Annotated in this window: 20 protein-coding genes, 1 tRNA gene and 1 pseudogene; 11 read left to right on the forward strand and 11 right to left on the reverse strand. The window is 58.9% G+C overall.

Translation table 11 applies throughout. The features are described from left to right. Nucleotides 1-184: 184 nt before the first annotated feature. Together DMP17_RS08320 and DMP17_RS08325 are read left to right on the forward strand one after the other, a co-directional pair. Nucleotides 185-1,411, forward strand: coding sequence for a parallel beta-helix domain-containing protein (locus tag DMP17_RS08320; protein ID WP_337828604.1), 1,227 nt, complete (start codon nucleotides 185-187; stop codon nucleotides 1,409-1,411). Beyond that, entirely contained in the window at nucleotides 1,408-2,445 is a 1,038-nt protein-coding gene (locus DMP17_RS08325) for a hypothetical protein (protein ID WP_337828605.1), read from the forward strand. The genes DMP17_RS08320 and DMP17_RS08325 overlap by 4 nt, the downstream gene beginning before the upstream one ends. Nucleotides 2,446-2,460: 15 nt before the next feature. Here DMP17_RS08325 and DMP17_RS08330 read toward each other — a convergent pair whose 3' ends face one another. Then, nucleotides 2,461-3,708 carry an NAD(P)/FAD-dependent oxidoreductase gene (locus tag DMP17_RS08330; RefSeq protein WP_337828606.1) on the reverse strand — a complete coding sequence of 416 codons (1,248 nt, stop codon included), beginning with the start codon at nucleotides 3,706-3,708 and terminating at the stop codon, nucleotides 2,461-2,463. A gap of 100 nt (nucleotides 3,709-3,808) precedes the next feature. Between DMP17_RS08330 and DMP17_RS08335 the strand changes: the two genes are divergently transcribed. From DMP17_RS08335 to DMP17_RS08350, 4 genes are all read left to right on the forward strand, one after another. Beyond that, the gene (locus DMP17_RS08335; RefSeq protein WP_337828607.1) at nucleotides 3,809-4,405 is read left to right on the forward strand and encodes a GbsR/MarR family transcriptional regulator; all 597 of its coding nucleotides are present in this window, start codon (nucleotides 3,809-3,811) and stop codon (nucleotides 4,403-4,405) included. Nucleotides 4,406-4,514: 109 nt separating this feature from the next. Beyond that, nucleotides 4,515-5,222 (forward strand): DUF4166 domain-containing protein, encoded by a 708-nt coding sequence (locus tag DMP17_RS08340; RefSeq protein ID WP_337828608.1) that lies wholly within the window; start codon nucleotides 4,515-4,517, stop codon nucleotides 5,220-5,222. Then, nucleotides 5,219-5,614, forward strand: coding sequence for a thiol-disulfide oxidoreductase DCC family protein (locus DMP17_RS08345; RefSeq protein ID WP_337828609.1), 396 nt, complete (start codon nucleotides 5,219-5,221; stop codon nucleotides 5,612-5,614). The genes DMP17_RS08340 and DMP17_RS08345 overlap by 4 nt, the downstream gene beginning before the upstream one ends. Then, entirely contained in the window at nucleotides 5,611-6,726 is a 1,116-nt protein-coding gene (locus DMP17_RS08350) for a saccharopine dehydrogenase family protein (protein WP_337828610.1), read from the forward strand. Before DMP17_RS08345 ends, DMP17_RS08350 begins: the two co-directional genes overlap by 4 nt. Here the strand turns inward: DMP17_RS08350 and DMP17_RS08355 are convergent. Both DMP17_RS08355 and DMP17_RS08360 read right to left on the reverse strand, forming a co-directional pair. Continuing rightward, nucleotides 6,701-7,159, reverse strand: a complete 459-nt coding sequence (locus DMP17_RS08355) for a COG3650 family protein (RefSeq protein ID WP_337828611.1) — start codon at nucleotides 7,157-7,159, stop codon at nucleotides 6,701-6,703. The two genes, DMP17_RS08350 and DMP17_RS08355, sit on opposite strands and share 26 nt — an antisense overlap. Before the next feature lie 41 nt (nucleotides 7,160-7,200). Next, entirely contained in the window at nucleotides 7,201-7,974 is a 774-nt protein-coding gene (locus DMP17_RS08360) for a DUF72 domain-containing protein (protein WP_337828612.1), read from the reverse strand. 99 nt (nucleotides 7,975-8,073) lie between these two features. Here DMP17_RS08360 and DMP17_RS08365 point away from each other — a divergent pair, with 99 nt between their 5' ends. After that, nucleotides 8,074-8,901, forward strand: a complete 828-nt coding sequence (locus DMP17_RS08365; RefSeq protein ID WP_337828613.1) for a DUF4274 domain-containing protein — start codon at nucleotides 8,074-8,076, stop codon at nucleotides 8,899-8,901. A gap of 119 nt (nucleotides 8,902-9,020) precedes the next feature. After that, entirely contained in the window at nucleotides 9,021-9,179 is a 159-nt protein-coding gene (locus DMP17_RS08370) for a hypothetical protein (protein ID WP_337828614.1), read from the forward strand. 13 nt (nucleotides 9,180-9,192) lie between these two features. Here DMP17_RS08370 and DMP17_RS08375 read toward each other — a convergent pair whose 3' ends face one another. Then, a complete protein-coding gene (locus DMP17_RS08375; protein ID WP_337828615.1) occupies nucleotides 9,193-10,212 on the reverse strand; it encodes an NAD-dependent epimerase/dehydratase family protein in 1,020 nt (339 codons plus the stop codon). Between the two features lie 43 nt (nucleotides 10,213-10,255). Here DMP17_RS08375 and DMP17_RS08380 point away from each other — a divergent pair, with 43 nt between their 5' ends. Continuing rightward, nucleotides 10,256-10,876 carry a TetR/AcrR family transcriptional regulator gene (locus DMP17_RS08380; protein ID WP_337828616.1) on the forward strand — a complete coding sequence of 207 codons (621 nt, stop codon included), beginning with the start codon at nucleotides 10,256-10,258 and terminating at the stop codon, nucleotides 10,874-10,876. On the opposite strand, the gene DMP17_RS08385 is transcribed toward DMP17_RS08380, so the two are convergent. The 4 genes and pseudogenes from DMP17_RS08385 to DMP17_RS08400 form a co-directional block, all read right to left on the reverse strand. Further along, a complete protein-coding gene (locus DMP17_RS08385) occupies nucleotides 10,860-11,228 on the reverse strand; it encodes a hypothetical protein (protein WP_337828617.1) in 369 nt (122 codons plus the stop codon). The genes DMP17_RS08380 and DMP17_RS08385 overlap by 17 nt on opposite strands. 246 nt (nucleotides 11,229-11,474) lie before the next feature. Beyond that, nucleotides 11,475-11,825, reverse strand: a complete 351-nt coding sequence (locus DMP17_RS08390) for a BA14K family protein (RefSeq protein ID WP_337828618.1) — start codon at nucleotides 11,823-11,825, stop codon at nucleotides 11,475-11,477. A 140-nt stretch (nucleotides 11,826-11,965) separates the two neighbouring features. Beyond that, nucleotides 11,966-12,039 (reverse strand) — tRNA-Gly (locus tag DMP17_RS08395). 306 nt (nucleotides 12,040-12,345) lie between these two features. Further along, nucleotides 12,346-12,548 (reverse strand): annotated as a pseudogene (locus DMP17_RS08400) (IS5/IS1182 family transposase); the annotation flags it as partial. A gap of 138 nt (nucleotides 12,549-12,686) precedes the next feature. On the opposite strand from DMP17_RS08400, the gene DMP17_RS08405 reads away from it, so the two are divergent. Next, on the forward strand, nucleotides 12,687-12,845 hold the full coding sequence (locus DMP17_RS08405) for a hypothetical protein (RefSeq protein ID WP_337828619.1): 159 nt from the start codon (nucleotides 12,687-12,689) through the stop codon (nucleotides 12,843-12,845). Next, nucleotides 12,836-13,168, forward strand: a complete 333-nt coding sequence (locus DMP17_RS08410) for a hypothetical protein (protein WP_337828620.1) — start codon at nucleotides 12,836-12,838, stop codon at nucleotides 13,166-13,168. Before DMP17_RS08405 ends, DMP17_RS08410 begins: the two co-directional genes overlap by 10 nt. 319 nt (nucleotides 13,169-13,487) lie before the next feature. Here DMP17_RS08410 and DMP17_RS08415 read toward each other — a convergent pair whose 3' ends face one another. The 3 genes from DMP17_RS08415 to DMP17_RS08425 are packed head-to-tail and all read right to left on the reverse strand — an operon-like array spanning nucleotide 13,488 to nucleotide 19,399. After that, a complete protein-coding gene (locus tag DMP17_RS08415; protein ID WP_337828621.1) occupies nucleotides 13,488-15,662 on the reverse strand; it encodes a DEAD/DEAH box helicase in 2,175 nt (724 codons plus the stop codon). Further along, entirely contained in the window at nucleotides 15,659-16,963 is a 1,305-nt protein-coding gene (locus tag DMP17_RS08420) for an ATP-binding protein (RefSeq protein ID WP_337828622.1), read from the reverse strand. Before DMP17_RS08420 ends, DMP17_RS08415 begins: the two co-directional genes overlap by 4 nt. A 3-nt stretch (nucleotides 16,964-16,966) precedes the next feature. After that, nucleotides 16,967-19,399, reverse strand: a complete 2,433-nt coding sequence (locus DMP17_RS08425) for a TerB N-terminal domain-containing protein (protein ID WP_337828623.1) — start codon at nucleotides 19,397-19,399, stop codon at nucleotides 16,967-16,969. Nucleotides 19,400-19,485 lie beyond the last annotated feature (86 nt).

The raw sequence follows: 19,485 nt of genomic DNA on the forward strand, positions 1-19,485 counted from the left end.
TCTCCCACAAGGGGAGAGGGAGAATAGCTTCAAGCCTCTATAAAATAATCGCCTTTCTCCTCCACCACTCCCCCACCCCTCCCCGCCCCCCACCCTCTCACTGACACATGTGTTAAAAAGACCGTTGACTTACCCCCCGCTTGCTGGCTGGATAGGGGCAAGATTTGGAGAGGATCGCTTTATTATGAACCTTATCACCCCCCGTCCGCTTATTCGCGGCCTTATGCTTGTTGCCTTGCTTGGCTCGGCCAGTCTGGCGGCTCCGCTTGCGGCCAAGACCATCACGGTTACCGCTGGCGGTAATGCGCAGGAGAAGGTGCAGACCGCGCTCATTGATGCGCAGCCCGGCGATGTGGTGGAGTTGGCCGCGGGGCGCTATGAATTTACCGATGGCCTGTCGCTCGACGTTGATAAAGTCACGGTGCGCGGCGCGGGTGCGGACAAGACCATCCTGTCGTTCAAGGGGCAAAAAGGGTCGGGCGAAGGCCTGCTCGTGACATCCGACGATGTGCTGCTGCGCGACTTTGCGGTCGAGGACAGCAAGGGCGATGGCATCAAGGCCAAAGGCTCGACCAACATCACTTTCTACAAGCTTGCGGTGACCTGGACCGGCGGCCCGAAAGAAACCAACGGCGCTTATGGCGTCTATCCGGTGTCCTCGACCAATGTGCTGGTCGATAGCGTCACGGTGAGCGGCGCGTCGGATGCGGGTATCTATGTCGGCCAGTCCAAAAACATCATCGTGCGCAATTCGACCGCCCATTATAATGTGGCGGGGATCGAGATTGAAAACAGCTATGACGCCGACGTCCACAATAATGTCGCGACGCATAATACGGGCGGTATCCTTGTGTTCGACCTCCCCAATCTGCCGCAGATGGGCGGGCGCAATATTAATGTGTTTGCGAACAAGATCAGCAATAATGACACGCCCAATTTCGCGCCCAAAGGCAATATCGTCGCCACCGTTCCCAACGGCACGGGTGTGCTCATCATGGCGAACGAAAATGTGCATATTTTCGATAACGAGATTAGCGACAATGCCACGACCAATATTTTGATCGCAGGCTATCGCGCGCCGTTCGAGGATAAAAATTATAATCCCGTGTCGCGCAATGTGGTCGTCTATAATAATAAGCTAGGCCGCGCCGGTTGGGCGCCGGGACCGCAATTTCCGGGCGGGGCGGAATTGGCCTCTGCCTTCGGAGGGCAGCTCCCTCCGGTCATCTGGGACGGCACCGGCAGCGGGATCCACATCCATGAAAGCCCGGCGCTCAGCCTTGGCCTCGCCTCGCCGAGCGCGGATCTTTCGACCATCAAGCCGCAACCGATAGCCCCTGCAGGCGCAGTGGATGTGGTGAAGCCGACGCGCATCACCTTGCCGCAGGCGATGGAGGATGCGATCAAGTGAAGAAAGGCGCAAAAATCCTTGCGCTGGCCGTAACGCCGCTCGGCTGGCTGTTGCTCGCCAGCGCAGTCGGCACCGCGCCCGTCAATGATGCGCTGATTAGCGGGGATACGCTCCCCGCAACCCTGTCCGAATTCCGTCTGCTCATCGGCAAGCAAGGGATGAAGGCGAACCAGCGCGTCATGCCCTATAGCCTCAACACGCCGCTCTTTTCGGACTATGCCGAAAAATGGCGTTATCTTTATCTGCCCAAAGGCACACAATTAACGTGGAAGGGCGAAGGCCTGCCCGACTTTCCGGTCGGCGCGGTGCTGGTCAAAAGCTTCGGCTTTCCGGCGGACATAAGGCGGCCCGATGACAATATCCGGATGATTGAAACCCGGCTGTTGCTGCATCGCAAGTCGGGCTGGGTCGCGCTCCCCTATGTGTGGCGCGCGGACGGGTCGGATGCGGATTTGAAGCGCGCAGGGATGCGCACGGACGTCACATGGACGCATAGCGACGGCAAGCCGCGCACGGTCAATTATGCGGTGCCGAACAGCAACCAGTGCAAAGGCTGTCATGATGTGAGCGGGGCGATCATCCCCATTGGCCCCAAGGCGCGCAATCTTGCGGGCAATCCGTTCGGCCTTATGCCGACGGTGGCGCGGGTGCCGGTGTGGAATGATCCCAAAAGCGGCAGCCTGGACGCACGCGCCCATGCCTATCTTGATGCCAATTGCGGCCATTGCCACAACCCCCAAGGCCCGGCGAGCAATAGCGGATTGAACCTCAACTGGGACGAGAAAAGCCCGGTCGCCAAAGGCCTTGGCAAGCGCCCCGTCGCAGCGGGCCGCGCATCCGGCGGCTTTGATTTCGACATAGCGGCGGGCCACCCCGACCAGTCGATCATGATCTATCGCATGGAAAGCCTCGATCCCGGCATCTCCATGCCCGAACTCGGCCGCAACAGTGTGCATGACGAAGGCGTTGCGTTATTGAAACAATGGATCAAGCAACTGCCAGACATGGTTCCGCATAAGGAGGGGGCGTCCTAAAGCCGGTCCCACGTTTCACGAAAAACGGTAAGGGTCGTAGCGGGCCAGTTCCGGCACCGGCTCGCCTGCAAGTGCGCGGGGGAGAAGGTCGGCGGCAAGGGCTGCAAAGGCGATGCCATTGCCGCCAAAGCCATAGCTCAGCCATACCCGCCCTGCCCCGCCCTTGGCTGGCCCCAAGGCTGGCAAAGTGTCGGGCGAGGTACCGAATGTCGCGGCCCAGCTTTTATCGACCACCAGATCGTCGCGCTCCAGAAGGGCGGCGAGTTTGGCGAGGATGGTGCCGCTTTTTTCCGCGATTTGGCTGTCCCGCACGCGCGCGCGTTGCTGGTCGCTATCCTCGCCGCCCGCGACAATGCGGCCATCACCGGTCGTGCGGACATAAAGATAGGGATCGGCTGCCTCCCAGATCATCACCTGTTCGTGCGCCTCTGCAAAATCGGGCGGGGTCGCGATGACGAAGGTGGACAGGAGCGAAAAAGCGGGCGGCAGATAAAAAAGCGGCCGCTCATAGCCGCTCGCCAGCACCACATGGCGCGCGCGGATGGTGCCTTGTGCCAATGTCAGCGTCACACCGTCCGCATCCGCCGCCAGCGCGGTGACATCATGGGGAAAGCAGAGCTTTGCCCCGCGCGCCCGTGCGGTATCGACAAGGCCAAGCGCGAGCCGCACCGGATCCACTTCGAAACCGCCATCGGACACAGTGCCGGGACGCGGGGTTATGCCAAAGCGTGCCGCGACCGCCTCTGCGGCTTCAAACCGCACCGGCAATCCGTGGCGCTGTTGCGAGGCGGCCTCGGCGGCCAGTCCCGCTGCATCCAGCTTATTGCCATTGAGATAGAGCGTCGGAATATCCGCTTTGCCGCAATTAATACCCAAGGCGTCAATATAGTCGGAAAAGCCCTGCACCGCCGCATAAACATCACGCCACCGCTGCGCTGCGGCCTCTTCACCGATACGCGCCGCCAATGTGGTGAGCGGCATATCCATCCCCCACATCACCTGCGCGGTGGAGGCGGCCGTCGAAGAGGTTGCGGGCGGATGCCGGTCGAGAAACAGCACATCATGCCCCGCCGCGCTCAGCCGCTCGCCGAGCGTAGCGCCCATAATGCCTGCACCAATGACGACAATATCCGCCTTGTCCGGCAACGGGTCCGGCTCGCGCGCAAAAGCGGCAAGCGGCGTCCAAGCCACATCGCCGCTGCGCAAATCGCGGGTTTCGGTGAGCGCCAATGCGCTCGTTTCGGGAGAATGATCCTTGTCCATAAGCCAAGCCAACGCAAATATTTGCCGCATAGTTCCCGGCGGCTTGCAAAGGTCAAATTTCTCTCTTGACAGAAATGTCTGAATGTCACATATTTCTGTCATGACAGAAATTGTTGAACATGATTCCGCCCTCAACGCCGCTCCGGCCTCAGCCGACAGCGCACCGCTCCCCCCCGCCGTCCGCCAGTTTGTGCTGCATTGGGGCGAGATGGGAACGCAATGGGGCGTCAACCGCTCGGTCGCGCAAATCCACGCGCTGCTTTATCTGAGCGAACGCCCGCTCAATGCGGAAGAGATTAGCGACAGGTTGGGCATTGCGCGCAGCAATACGTCGAACAGCCTCAAGGAATTGATGGGCTGGCAGCTTATCCGCCGCGTGCCGATGCTCGGCGACCGGCGCGAACATTTCGAAGCCGAAGTGGATTTGTGGCAGATGCTCACCGCCATCGCCAAGGGCCGCAAACAGCGCGAGGTTGACCCGGCGGTCGCCGCGCTCAAAATCTGCCGCGCCGAGGCCGAGCAGGATAGCTCGATCAGCCCGGTCGCGCGCAAGCGGATCGAGGCGATGCAGGAATTTGTGACGACCATGGACCAGTGGCATGATGACATGATCAATGTCCCGCCCGCCAAATTGCTCACCGCGATCAAATTGGGCCGCAAGGTGCTGAACTTCCTGCCGGGGAGCAAAACGCCTTAGGCCCGCCATAACCGCCTTGCCCCGGCGCTTATGTCCGGGGCAAAAAATTTTAACTGACGATTTCACTCAATACAGAAATATCGAAACAAAGAGGAAAGGGAGGAATATTATGGACAAGGGCGCTGCCATCGCAATCCGTCACCGCTTTGCAAGCTGGCATCCGGTCCCGGCAGCGCGCGCCGCCGCCGATGCCCACCCGTTCCGCCGCCTGCTCGGAGCCGCCGGATGGGCCGCGCTTCCGCCGGCCGTGCAAGCCCGCTTTGCCCGCAAGGTCGCGGGCGGGGCCTGTGTTTCCTATGTCGGTGAAGTCGTCTCCTGCCGCATGAGCCTGATCGGCAAAATCTTTGCGCAACTTGCCCGGTTTGTCGGCGCACCGCTCCCGCTCGGCGAGGATGCGGGCGGCGCGGCACAGGTTTCGGTAACGGGCGATGCGTCGGGCCTCTCCCAATATTGGACGCGCAGCTATGCCCGCGCGGGCGATTTTCCCCAAACCATCCATAGCGTCAAACGTTTTGCCGGACCCACGGGGCTGGAAGAATATTTAGGTTATGGCATCGGCATCGCGCTCAGGCTGGAGGTTGCGGAGCAAGCCTTATTGTTCGTTAGCGACCATTATTTTGTGCGGCTCGGCGGGGTGCGTGTGCGTCTCCCGCGCTGGATGGAGCCAGGCCAATTGACGGTCAGCCATATTGATTGCGGCGCGGACGAACAGGGGCGCGGGCGCTTTGCCTTCGTGCTGGAACTCGCGCATCCTTTGTTCGGGGAATTATTCCACCAACTCGCGCTCTTCGCCGATCCGGAAGGGGAAGCGGCGTGAACCCGCTTATCCTCATTTTTGATGGTGATTGCGTGCTATGTTCGGCCAATGCGCACTTTGTGTTGCGGCATGACAAGCGCGGCCTGTTCCGGCTGGCGGCGATGCAGGGCGAAGCGGGGGCAGCACTGATGCGCGATGCGGGCGTTGATGCGGCCAACCCCGACACGATTATCCTCCTCGACGGCGCGCGCGTGCGGCGGCAGAGCGATGCGGTCATCGCCATTTTTGAAAAGCTTGGCTGGCCTTGGCGGCTGGCGGGGGCCGCGCGACTCATCCCCGCGCCGATCCGCGATGCCGCCTATCGCTGGGTAGCGCGCAACCGCTACCGCTTGTTCGGCCGGAAAGAACAATGTTTTGTGCCGCGCAAGGAATGGGAGGACCGCTTGCTGTGAAGCATATTCTCCTCATCGGCGGTTATGGCGGTTTTGGCGCGCGGCTCGCGAGGCGCTTGTCGGATAGCGGGACGCGCCTGTTGGTTGGTGGGCGCAATGGTGCAAAAGCCGCGCAATTCGCCGCAACGCTCCCCAATGCGTGCGGCCTTGTGGTCGACCGCAACCAGCCGCTGGACGCACTTCTTGCGCAAGAACATCCCGATCTTGTCATTGACGCGGCGGGGCCGTTTCAAGGGAGCAGCTATGCGGTGCCGCTGGCCTGCATCGCGGCGGGCATCCCCTATCTCGACCTTGCCGATGCGCGCGAATTTGTCACCGGCTTTGCGGCGCTGGACGATAAGGCCAAGGCCGCAGGCGTGGCGCTTGTAACTGGCGCGTCGAGTGTCCCCGCCTTGTCCGGCGCGGTCGTGCGGGCATTGATGGAGGGCCTCACCTCCGCTACCCGCATCGACATGGCGATCAGCGCCTCCAACAAAGCGAGCGCCGGCCAATCGGTGACGCGCGCGATCCTGTCTTATGCCGGACGCCCGCTATCCTTATGGGATGGCGAGCGCCTAGTGCGCAAAGCCGGATGGAGCGCATTGGGCCGCGTCGATTTCAAAGCACCGGACGGCACGCGCCTTGACGGGCGGTGGATCGCGCTCGCCGATATTCCCGACCATGACCTCCTTCCAACCCGCGTCGCCGGACGCCCCGCCGTCACATTCCGCGCAGGCACCGAATTGGGATTCCAGATGATCGGGCTATGGCTGGCAAGCTTCCTCGTGCGTGCAAAGCTCATGCGGGCGCTCACCCCGTTCGCGCCGCTGGTCCTGCCCTTTGTGCAGGCAACGCGCCATTGGGGCGGCGACCGGTCGGCGATGCACGTCATCGTCACAGGGTGGCGGGACCAAGAGCCGGTCGAACGACGCTGGACCTTGATCGCAGAACAGGGCGACGGGCCGGAAATCCCGACCCTTGCCGCCGAATTACTCGCGCGCAAACTGGTAGGCGGGAGCGTCGACGATGGCGCGCGCGATGCAGGCGGGCTGCTCACGCTGACCGAGTTCCAACCCTTGTTTGACGGCCTCGCGCTCCATCACGGGATTAGCCAGGGTTCGCGCAGCCGTTGAGCGGTTTGCCGTCGATCATCGCCTTTACCGTATAAGCGTGGGTGCGGTCGGACATACCGTCCGAACAGCTTTCCGGCGTGATGAGGATGGTCACCCGCTTGCCATCCATCGCCCCTGCAAAAGCGACGCCTTGCGCGGAATCGGTGCGCTCGACATTGAAGCTGGTGCCCGCTTCATTTTCGGGCGTCACATATTTGGCTGTAGTGCCGTCAATGTCGAAATTCCAGAAAGGCTCGGTGCCCAGCGCCTTGAAGCGTTGAACCGCTCCCAGCGCGGCCGCCATTTTCGGCTGTTCCGTTTTGGAAGGTTCTGCCGCGTCCTTTTTATCCTCCGCCTCGCGTATCTGTTCCGCAGGGGTGAGGGCCGTAGGGCCGGTGGTCGCCCCTTCTGCGGCCGGTGCAGGGGCTTGGGCCTTGTCACAGGCGGACAGCATGAGCCCGCATCCCACAGCGGTTGCTGCTAATATTGCGCGTTTCATGTTTCTTCCTCCGCCCGCATACGGTCAATCAGCGCCATCGCTGCGGCGGGCGCGCGCAGCTTGGCCCCATTGATGAAGAACATATAGACGTCCTTGCCGTCCTTGGCCCAATCATACGCCTTTTCAGTCCAATCCGCAATTTCCGACCACGCATAGCCGGTCGGTTCCGCCTCGCGCGCCTGCATCAGCCGCGCATAGCGGAAGCCGCCCGTGTCCGCGTCGATGCACGGATAGTCGGGATGGTCGGCATAGACGATGGCCGCCTTGGCCTTTTTGGCAAGCGCGACAAAAGCGGGGCAATCAAAACTTGGGTGCCGCACCTCAAGCGCATGGGCGAGCGGCAGGCCGTCGACACTAGCGGGTAGCAAGTCGAGAAATGCACCGAAATCCTCCGCATCAAATAATTTGGTGGGCGCAAATTGCCACACGATTGGCCCCAACCGGTCCCCCAATTCGCTGAGGCCCTGCCCGATAAATTTGGCGATAGAATCGCCCGCTTCCGCCAAGATTTTGCGGTTGGTGGCATAGCGCGATGCTTTCAAAGCATAGCGGAAGCCGTCCGGCGCAACCTTGGCCCAAGCTGCAAAGCTTTTGGGTGTTTGCAGCCGGTAATAGGTCGCGTTGATTTCAATCGCGGTCAGATGCGCGGTCGCATAAGCCTGCTCGTCCTTTTGCCGCAAGCCTTCGGGGTAAAATACGCCGCGCCAAGGTTCATAGCTCCACCCGCCGGTTCCGCTGCGGATCGTTCCGCTTTTTGTCGTGCCTGCCATATGCGCGTTCCTTTTCGCCACCTTTAAACCATCATTTTCGCGACTAACCTAATGTAAACCAATAGCGATTAAAGCCGGTCCGCACAGGGGGACTATGCGATGGATTTTGGTTCGTCACGGCTATTGAAATCATTTGGCGGCTTTGGTCGCGCGAAAACGGACGAAGCGCCCGAAGCGCAAGCCCCGTCGGATATGACCGGCCGCTTGGCGCGCGTGCGCGAAGCCGCGCTTGCCAATGATGCCGAAGGCCGCCGTGCGGCAACGCAAGGCTTTACGCCTGCACCCCAGGAAACAGTGGAAGCCTTGGCGGAGGATCTGTCCGCAGAAGAAGCCGCGACGCCCTCTCCGCCGCGCATGGCAACACCTGCGCCTTTCCCGACCGGTGATGCGCGCACGCACAGCTTGGAGCCGATGGCGGCACCGGCGGCAACGGCAGCGGGCGACCATGATGCACTCATCCACTGGCTGGAAGCCCAAAACCCTGCGGTATGGCATTATTTTGCCGCGCATTGGGATTGGGAACGCGGCATCGCGCCCTTGGCCTGGATTGCCCAGCATCCGCGTTGTGACGCCGGAACCGCGGCGATGCTGTTCTGGGCATCGGGCGAGGCGGAAGATTATCTTCCCTTTGGCGATGCCGAGCCGACCGAAGATCATGACCTATTGGTTGCGGATCTGGCCGAACATATTGCGGGCCGGTTCGAAGCCGAAGACTTTGCCCCGGCGCAATTCGCGTTCGACGAGCATCTGGTGCAACCACATTTTCCGGAACGGCTCGACAAGCTTTACCGCGAAGAGCGGATGGACTGGGACGCTTATAAGGTGCCGACGCGCGCAAGCGGCGAACTGGTATTGGTCGAGCGGTTCGACCGCGACACCGAAGCGGCGCTCAACCGCTGGCTGGATGCTTCCGCCCCCGTCGCGTAATTTACGCACGGGCGGCGCATTGATTCTACATATCTATTCCGTCAGCGCGACGCGCGCGGAACCCTTGGCCCTCCCCGCACGTTATTCCTAAGCTTTATAACAACCGAGGAAGATTTTCGATGGAACGCCATGGAGACGAAGTCGAACTCACCCCCACCGAAGCGCGCGGCGGGTCGACTCCGCATATCGTGCGCTATGTGCTTGGCATATCGCTTGTTTTGGCGATTATCGCGATGACATTGGTGTGGGTCATTCCGGCGCTGACCGCTAATCCATAGCCCCGCAATAGGGTCAAATATCGGAAGATAGGTTTACCAAGCTTGCTGCGGTCGCCAGCACGGCTTCCCTTGTCGTTCTCAACGGCCGACCAAGCAATTGTTCGCCCCTATGCCCGTCATATCGGCGCTGAACGCCAAGATAGGTGCGGCTCCCTTTGAGGGCGGCATCGAAATGCGCAAATAATTTGGCCAACCATGTCGGCATAGGCCTTATTTTTATGCTGCGCCCTTCGGGGGCTAATTCTGCGTTCAACATCTGTGCAAGAGCAGGCAGCGACATCGAAGCATTGGTGATTATATGCCGCTTGCCGCTTGCATTTGTGGCCGTCATTGCCGCGACCTGTGCATCGGCGACATCCCGCACATCGACATAAGGCAGGATAAGGTCGGGAAGCATCGGCATTGCCCCTTCGAGCAATTGCTGGACAATTCGGGCGGAGGTTCCGACATCTTCATCAAGCAGCAGCCCCAACATTGTCCCCGGATTGATAACGGCAAGCCGCGTATCTTGTCCCGCTTGCTGCACTATATTCCACGCCGCTTGTTCTGCGATCGTCTTGGACCGGGCATAGGCGCTGACATAGGGGCCTGAGATATTGGTCCAGATGGTTTCGTCAAACAGGACGTCATAATCGTCATGCCCGCCATCAATCGCTGCAAGCGAGGAGGTAAGGATAATGCGCTCCGCCCCCTGCTTCAGCGCCGCAGTCACTATCCGCTGCGTACCTTCGACAGCGGGCCGGATCAGCTCCTGCGCGTCCTTCGGCACAGTGAGCAGGAAGGGTGAGGCAATATGCTGGACAAAGCGGCACCCCTGCACTGCCTCGGTCCAGCCATGATCATCAAGAAGGTCAAGCTCCACAAATTCGAGCCCGCTAATATCTGCTCCGGCGCGGGTCAGGGCCGTGCGCACCGCATGTGACCGCTCAATATCACGCAACGTTCCACGCACCTGATAGCCATGCTCAAGCAAGGTGCGCGCCACATGACCACCAAGAAAGCCGGAAATGCCGGTTACCAGAACCTTGTCCATATATCCTCTTGCACTCAATCTTTACAGTGAATAGATTGCCTTCATGACGGACAATCTTAACAGTGTCAAGATGGGGCAGAGCTACCATCATGGTAATTTGCGCCAATCGCTGCTCGACAGCGCCATCAATCTCATTTCCGAAAAGGGCGTCGAAGGGTTCAGCCTGCGCGAAACGGCGCGGCGTGCCGGTGTGTCACCCGCAGCGCCCAAACATCATTTCGCGGATAGCCGCGCGCTTTTGACAGCGCTTGCGACATCGGCCTTTACCGACCTCGCCTCTGCACTGGAGCAAGCCAATATGGATGCCCCGCCGGACGATGCGCTGCGGTTGCAAGCACAAGGAACCGCCTACATCCGCTTCGCCCTCGGCGCGCCAGCCCTTTTCGGCCTGATGTGGCGTAGCGCCCGCCTTGATATGGAGGATGCTGCTTTACTCGCAGCCAAACAGCGTGCCTTTGTCGCACTGGATCATGTGGTGCGGGGCGAAGATGCAGAGCAAGTCACGCTCGAAGACCCGGCAATGGACCGCACCATGGCACATTGGGCGCTCGTGCACGGACTGGCGGGATTAGCCCTCGACAATTTATTCGGCGACGAAAGCAATAGAAAACAGGTGCTTGACGCTGTCACACCGCGCCTCGTTGCGCTCATTGCGGCTCGGTGAGGCGATCCAGCGTTTTCTCAAGACTGCGCAAGTCGACATTGCTGCGGGCCTGATAGGCGGCCTTGAGGCGGCGCTTTTGTGCGCGCGTCAGTTCGATGCGATTACCCGCAGGCCGGTTATGGTCGGCAAGCTTGGCTTCGGTGAAAAAATTCATCGTGCGCCAGGACGAAAAGCTGAAATCCAGCGCAATGCCACTACCATTATGGATCAGCGTTTTGCTGAGGAAATTGTCGCGCACAAAATGCCATTCGCGCGCGCGCTCGGTGAGCAGCGCACAGGCCAATCGCACGAGAATTTCATTCTCGTTGGGCGGCGAAATCCAGTCGCGCAATCCCTGCCATGTCTTTTTCAACCCGGCGATACTCCGTGAGGGGCATCCGCCCCGATGACGGCACCCCCGATGGATGCCGCGTGCCGGTCCAAGATATTTGTTTGCGGCGGATTTTCAACTGCTCCCTTATCAATTTTGGCGCAGGTGGCGGTGGTTCAGGCGCAAAAAAGGCGGCGCGTCGGGGAACGGGCCGCCCTTTTTTTATGGGCCATATATTGAGACTATGTGCTGCGGCGCGCGCTTTTCACCGCGCGCGCGCCGCAACGCTTACAGCCTGCAACGGCGCACCTGCCCGTAGCGCGTGCGATAGGTGTCGGAGCGCGCATTATAGCTGCGATAGGCCCGCTGGCACGCGCGCACATGGCGCTGCCAACTCGACCGGCGATTGTCATAGCGGTTGTAGCGGCGGTTATCATAACGGCGGTCGCGACGGTCCCAGCGATCACGCCGGTCCCAGCGGTCGCGCCTATCCCGTTCATAACGATCCCCGCGCTCGTAGCGGTCGCTGCGCTCGTAACGGTCGCCGCGATATTGCGCCGCCGCCGGTGTTGCTGCCAGCGGCACGGTCAGTCCGAGCGCCGCTGCACATAAGATGATCTTGTTGGTCCAGCCTTTCATTTTCCGCACTCCATCTATGCTTATCGTTCGAAGGTGGACAGCATAGGCGATGCGCCTGAACCCTTGATGGCCAGGATTGTCAGGAAACTGAAAAATACGGCAAAAACCGAATAATGGGGTGCGCGGAATAGTGCGAAGAGTGGAGCGGGTAGCGGGAATCGAACCCGCATCACAAGCTTGGAAGGCTGGTGCTTTACCACTAAGCTATACCCGCTCAAGGGCCGTAGCGTTCCCTTAAGGTCCGCCGCCAGTGGAGCGCGGCGATTGCCACGGCTCGCCGTCAAGGTCAAGAGATTCGGCGCGCAATCTGCAAGCCCATGCGATGACGCACGTAACGCGACACGGCAAAACCATTCTTGTGATGATATGTCGGAGGAGAGAAAGGTGGTGGCAGGGCTTGAATCGAACAAGGTTCGTATGAGTTTGAGTTTTAATCGATTTTTATCGGTATCGAGTATCTTCCCCCACATTTTCGACCGCGCCAACTTCTTGTGGTGGTGGGTGTTGCCCCGATAACGATGGTATGGTCGCTCATCTGGCCCTCGGTCAGGAGCAGGATGATCGGCTTGCCCAGTCCATCACAGACGGCATAGAGCTGGGAGTTCAGCCCACCTTTGGTGCGCCCGATACGTCTGAGAACAGCCCCGCTTTTAAGAGGCTGGCGGCGGTGCGATGGGCTTTGAGGTGGGTGGCGTCGATCATGATCGCGTCGGGCTCTCTGGCCCAGAAGCACAGCGACAACCCCCAGCGAGACAAGCAACGGCCCCTTCATACCTGCTGCAAACATGAAAATGAAATGCCCGAGGAGCTGGCTGGCGCGGGTGAAATTGACGAGCGCCTGTTTCATGCCTCGTCCCCTTCGTGCGTCGCGATTTCAGTATCCGCTTCGCGGCATTTGCGGGCAAAGGCCTGGTGCGCACGGTCGCGCAAGCCGGGGTCGCTGTGCCCTGCAAGCAGGGCATCGATGCCGACAAAAGCGAACAGCGACTGGCGCTCGATCCGGGCGATGCGTGTCCGTGATTGTGGGTGAGATCATCGGCATCAAGGGCCGCGGCAAGTTCGAGTCGCACCCATTCGCTGATGGAAAGCTTGCGCCTGCGCGCGGCGGACTGGACGCGGGCAAAAAGCTCGCGCGAGACGTAAATCTGAATACGGGACAGGCGTACCATGGCCCACTCCTTTTGAACAAAGGAGCCTGGACACAGCTTGCGAAAGGCAACTCCCCTATACTCGCTCATGAGAACATGTCAAGAACATTTGTGTGCCGCAGGTTTCTGCGCCTCAATGCACCGCATCACTCCCCTGCCACTCGCGAAATTGCCGCATCACTCTTCCGCGAGTGAGAAATGACAAGGGGTTAAAAACGGTCGTTTATCTTTTATATTCTGTTATTTAACCCTTGCGCTCCGTCGCGTGGAGTGTGCGCGAAGTTGTTCCCTATCTGGACTGTTGTGATCGACCACTTCCCGGCCAGATTTTCGATGGCAAAGGCCTTGGTTTCACATGGATTTCCTAGCCCATCCGGCGCTTGAGTGATAGCAATTCCTGCAAGCAAACCCACTCGCAAACTGGTGTATTTGTAGCAGATGGCCATCGCTAGCCGTCGGACTGAAGGTATTCAAAATGTGGCAAGGTCAGTGAACGATTGCCCTTCGACTTTGTCTAGGCTTCATTCAAGATCAGGTGGCAAAGTTCGGCCAATCCACTCGCATCAAGGTGCGCAGACAAAGCGTCCTTTTGCAGCAACTCCTCTGTCAAATGCGGATGGAACTTCTCGAACAAAAGGTTCGGTGAATGAGCAAATAGGTCCACCTCTTTGCCATCTGCGAGAGCAGAAAGTGCGTCGATCAACTCCGGACTTTCGTCCTTCCCGAACACTTCCAGAAAGCCGTCGTGAGTCTGCACGGTGAAGCCGCTCGCGCGAAGGGCGAGTGCCAAGGTCGTTGTCCGAACGGAACCTGTTTTGGTCGCTATGACAGCGGCATTGTCGCTGAGCTGCGCAATCCTGCCGGGGGCAAATTGCAGTTGGCCGTAATTGCTGCGTGCCTCGTCGAGTAGCTCCAGCGCAGTCGTATCAAGATAGATCGGGCGCTTTTGTCCCTCCAGAACATCGAACATACGCTGGATCACCCGGTCATGGATGTTACCAGGGTCGCCCCCAAAGATGGGCGGCACTCCGGCTTTCGCCGGCACAACCATAATGACACGATCCCGGTCGAGAACTTCCTGCACCAGCCAGCGCCTGCCCGAAAAAATGAGAAGCATCCCGGGCGCGATCATGTTGTCGATGGGAAGTGTTCCAAGCACCTTACCACCGGAAATCAGCCGGTATTCCTCGGGTGTCTGAAATACGGCGTAGAAGCTATGGTGCTCGACCAGCTTTTCGCCATTGGCACCGAGCAACAGAAGTCCATCGCTGGCTTGCTCAATCAGCGCGACCTCAGGTTGCGCAAGTGCTCGCAAGACATCCAGGAACAGCTGGGGATCGACCTGGCGGAATGGCCCAATCTGGCAGAGAATCCCATACAATTGTTGCGCACGTATTCCGCCCCGCTCGGCGATCACCGAGAGGATCTGGTGAACGAGGGTCGAAAGGTGCAGGGCCTCTCGCTGCGGCGGTTCGCACCATCCTTCCAAAAGCAATTCGATCATCGCAATAGCCCGCACTATGCCTAAGCGAAGACGGTCCGAGAAATTGCTCGTCGGCGTAAGCTTCGCCTCGACTGCGTACTGTCGAAGGATGGCTGGCTTGCCCGGTCGCCGCCCTGATCGGCCAAGCCTTTGCCTGAGCGAGGCGACGCTGAACGGTGCGCCGATCTGGCCGACACAGGTCACATCGCCAATGTCGATTCCCAATTCCAGCGTGGAAGTACAGACCGCGGTCGTTGGCGTAGTACCATCTTTCAGACGGCGTTCGACAAAGTCTCGATGCTCGCGCGATAGGCTGGCGTGGTGAGGGTAAAACTCCTGCGGCAGGTGTTCCTTTTCGCAAAGTGCGCGCAACCGATCTGAGTAGATTTCGACGGACTGCCGAGCGCCGCCAAAGACGAGATTGTCGCTGCCTCTCAGGTGCTCGAATAGATGCTGCGCAATGGCATCTGTCGCTGAAGGGCCTTCGTCGTCCTTGTCGCCAGCGACGTAGCCACGGAGCTGAAGCTGCAATTCGGCTGATCCGCCCTCGGCAATGACCTGTTCGACTTCACTCGGACTGTCTGGACGAAGATAAGCCTTCGCCAGCTCCATATCTCCGAGTGTGGCCGACAAACCAACCCGGCGAATAGGTCTCTTTAGAGCAATTTCCAGGCGCGTGAGGAGTGAACGCATCTGGATGCCGCGCTCACTGTCGAGGACCGAATGCAATTCATCGAGAATGACTACGCGCGTTGCGCCAAACAGCCTCGGAATCTCCAATCCGCGTCGAATGAATAGCGCTTCAAGAGACTCCGGGGTGATTAGCAGCACGCCCCTCGGTCGCTTGGTAGCCTTAGCCTTCACCGATGACGAAACGTCGCCATGCCACGGCGTGATAGGCATGTCTGTATCGCGACAAATGTCTTCAAGTCGCCGCGCCTGATCGGTGATGAGCGCCTTCAGCGGTGCGACATACAGAACATCAAATCCGGAGTCCTCACTGGGTTCGTCGAGCACTTGGGACAGTAGCGGGAGGAATGCGGCTTCGGTCTTGCCTCCGGCGGTGCTGGCAGCGACAATCAGGTCACGATTGCCGTCCATAAGCACGTGAGTTGCGCGCGCCTGAATATCGCGCAATTCCTTCCAGCCTTGCTGACGTATCCATTTCTGGATTGGTCGAGCCAGCTTGTCGAATGCCGCGCTCACAGTCGGAAGCTGGCTAGCTCGTCGCTCTCGGGAACAGCGCCAACGCTCTCATCCACGTCGCTCATGTCGTCACCAGAATCCTCCGCCACGTCGAGTTCTTCGATGAGATCCGACCATTCGACGCCGGGATTTTGTTCGAGCACCGCCAGAAGATTCACGAATGCCGTGACTGTGTTTCGGGGGGTTCTGAAATAGGCCTCCCCGATCCTGTCCGAGCAGTGCGCCATGAACGCTTCCAAGGCATTGTCTGGCAGAATTGCTTCATCGCCCTGCATGACGGCACGAATGTTGGCCAAAAGCACGAAAAGGTCTTCAGGCGTAAGGCTGGCCAGTCGAATGACCGGCCCGGAAAGATCGACCAATCCGTCGCGCGCAAAGGTGTTCTCTGCGAGGCGAGATTGAAGGGCTTCGTAACTGTAGAGGCCGCGCCGCGTGTTCATGAGGAATTCCGGCGTCCCACCCATGAGGAAGCCAAGGTTCTCAGCGCTCCCTTGGAGCACATCGTTCAGAATGCGCAGGATTTGCTCGTAGTTTGCATTGCGAGCTTGCGATGAGGTCAGCTTGTAGAGATTGACCATCTCGTCGAGGCCAACGAGCAAGCCCTTGTAGCCTGCTTCACAGACGAATGCCGACATCAGTTTGAGGTGGTCGTAGACGCTGGCGTCATTGACGATTGAGCGAACGCCGAGAGCCTTGCGAGCATCGGTCTTGGTCGCAAATTCGCCGCGTAGCCATCGGATCGCTGCCGATTTCAGCTCTTCATCGCCGGTTTCGTGCCCCTCCCAATACCGGCGGATCACCTGCGCGAAGTCGAAGCCTCCAGTCAGCTCCTCAAAATGGGCAAGGCGCTGGCGAATGATGTCATCTGTCGATTTTTCTTGCGCCTCGGCATCGTGCTGGGCCTGGCTGACAAACCGCTCGACAACACTTGGCAATGCACCGCCATCCGGCTTGGTTCGAGTGGCAAGGTTTCGCGCCATCTCTGCGTAGAGGCCCCGTGCTTGCCCCCCGGTCGCGTGGATGCGTCGATCCGGGGCAAGGTCGGCAAACATGACGACCAGTCCCTTTTCCAGCGCCACAAGCCGGATCAGGTTCATGAAGAAGGTTTTGCCGGAGCCATACTCGCCGATGATGAAACGAATGGCTGAACCGCCATCGGCGATCCGGTCCATGTCCTTGACGAGTTCTTCGATCTCACGCGCTCGTCCGACCTGGATGTGCCGAAGACCCAATTTGGGAACTACCCCCGCGCGTAGCGCCTGAACAATAGCGTCGCGTTCGCGCGGCTTCAGTCTCGACATGGATTAATCCCCCTTCGCCATCTCGGCTCTCAACGTATCGGCTATGTCCGGCGATACCTCATATCCGTCATATTCATCAAGCAAGGCTTCATCGAATTTATCGAAGGCCCACTCATTGACTACCTCAAGCGCGCCAGAGGGCATGAGCCCTTGCTTGCCGGCGATCTCCTCAAACTCTTCGTCAGTCCAATGTTCGCGCTGAATTATCTGCTCCACAAGCATCGCGTGCTTGGGATCGAGACCAGTCATTGATGATGGAAGAGCATGTGCTGCGTTGGTCTCGTCGCTCACTTCTTCATCGGTCGAAAAAATCTCACCCAGTACGCTTGAAACGCGCTCGGTATCATTTCGAATAGCGGCAATACGCGCTGCATCGAGCGAAGCGGCTTTGGCTTTCGGCTCGTCCGGTATTTGTTCGCCTGGTGCTTGAGCTTCGGCGGCTTTGACGCGAACAGGGCCGTCTGGCACGTCGCCAGCATGGAGGTCGGCGTAAACGAGGCCAGCATCGATCCCCAGAGCCTTGTAGATCTTTTCGATGCAAGCCACTTCTTCAGACTGAATCACGCTGTCAGCGTGGGCTATCGCGACTACCGCAGCGCGCAAGGCGAGGTGATGTTCAGCGTCTGCGTCTTTCAGCTTGCTCCGCAGCCATGACATGTCTGGCGGAACATCGAGATACCATTCGAGGTTGGCGTAGAGACGCTTTCTCTCAAGCTCAGTCAGGCCGCTAACCGCTTCGATCTTTTCACGGAGTGCTCTGCGTTCGGCTTCCACAATTTTGCTGTCGGCATGTGCGACGAAGGTCGCCAGCGCTAGTTCGAACAATTCGGTTCGATAGGCCGGGGTGACGTCTTCAAGCTGTTCGACCGGCTCGCCGAGTTCGAAGATCACAACGGGCTCGTCGATCTTCGGTCCACGGAGCGAGAATCTTGGGTCTGGAGCCATACCGAATCCGATACGGGCGAGTGCATCCGCTGCGCCAGTCAAGTTCCGCTTGCCAAGCTTCTCCGGCGTTTCTCCTTCCAGGCGCGAAATCACATTAAGTGCCGGGACCAGGCCGCCTGCCGCTACTCGCTCGCGCGCCCAGTCCTTGAGTTCTTCCAACTCGCTCGACGGGAACAGGCTCCAAAGCTCAGCAGGTAGCAGCGCCTGTGCTTCAATGGTTCCCCGACCATCTGGATTTCGTCCAAGATACCGGCTGAATTTATCGAGCTCATCCATTGCTTGATCAGCGATCGTCTGAGCAACCAACACTGGTTCTATGAGGCCAGAAATATCTGGAACAGGCTCTCCATTGAGTGCTGGCTTTAAGGGACCTTCAAATTCGCCGGATGCTGCCTTGTATCGGTCTGCCAGCACGCTTTGGGGCTGTTGGACTTTTAGACCATCGGGATAGAGGGCATGAAACTTGAGCTTAAACAGCTCCTTAAATTCGTTTGCACAGCGCTGAGCCGGTGTACGAATCCGGCGCTCGGGATGACAAGAAAGCCAGAGGTAAACCCATTCAGCATCAAGCGCGGCCCCCTTTGCAATCAGACCGCCGAGAGCAAACTTTAAGGAGAATGGTAGATCCCAACTCCTGTTATCCAAAATTATTTGCTTTAACGTAGGATCATCGAATTCAAATTCACCCAAGCCAGCTACACCAGCTATATCGAGAAATTCGCCGAGATATCTTTGGGCGGAATGGCTTTCTGAAAACAGCTTCTTTAGACGCCTAACTTCTGCAAGAATATCTCTCCCTTCTTCCTGCGAGGTCTGGTCGATCAGAAAGCGCCGCTCCAAACCATAGAAGAACAGGAACATATAGCCGGGGTTGATTGATCCATCTTGGCGACCCCCAGCTAGCCAATCAAGATATGTGGCTCTGCAGACGGCAGGAATGCTTGAATACCCCGGCCAGTACGACATGTTATCGCCGTTCTTGTCGGACCCCACCCGCGCCACGGATAACGATGGATCAATGTAGGCTCGACAGACCTCGCTATAATAGGGTGAGCCAATGCGCGGCGGAGTGCCAACATAGACCATCCCGTCAATCGTGCGACCTGCGATCGTGACCGCTTGACCTTTAGGTATCCAGCCTTGGTCTCGGCGAGTAGTTGTTTTGGAGGGCGGTTGAGGCGTCCTGTCAGGCGGCTGTAGATTAGAGCGGGTTTGGCGAGGTGTCGGAGGCTGAATTCCGGGTCCTCCAGGTAGGCCGGGCAACACTCCGTCAGTAGGTCGCATCCCGTCTTCAGCCGACCTCTCGATCTCAAGCTTCGAGCTGCGACGCTTTTCGTACCACCAGACAATTGCAATCGGTACGAGAAGCGCAAACAAAGCTTCAAGCGCGTCGGGAAGGCTGTCCAATACGATTGCCGCTATTATTAGGCAAACAAAGAAAGAGGCGACGTAGAGCCCGATAATGCGGATGATTGTCCAGAGAATCGACATACGCAATGCCTGCCATTCTTTTGATCAGAGATCACTCGATTTTTCTGGGCCCGCTTAGCTTAGACGGTGAAGTCCTAGCCAGTATA

The sequence above is a fragment of the Pseudonocardia sp. TMWB2A genome (assembly GCF_017312135.1).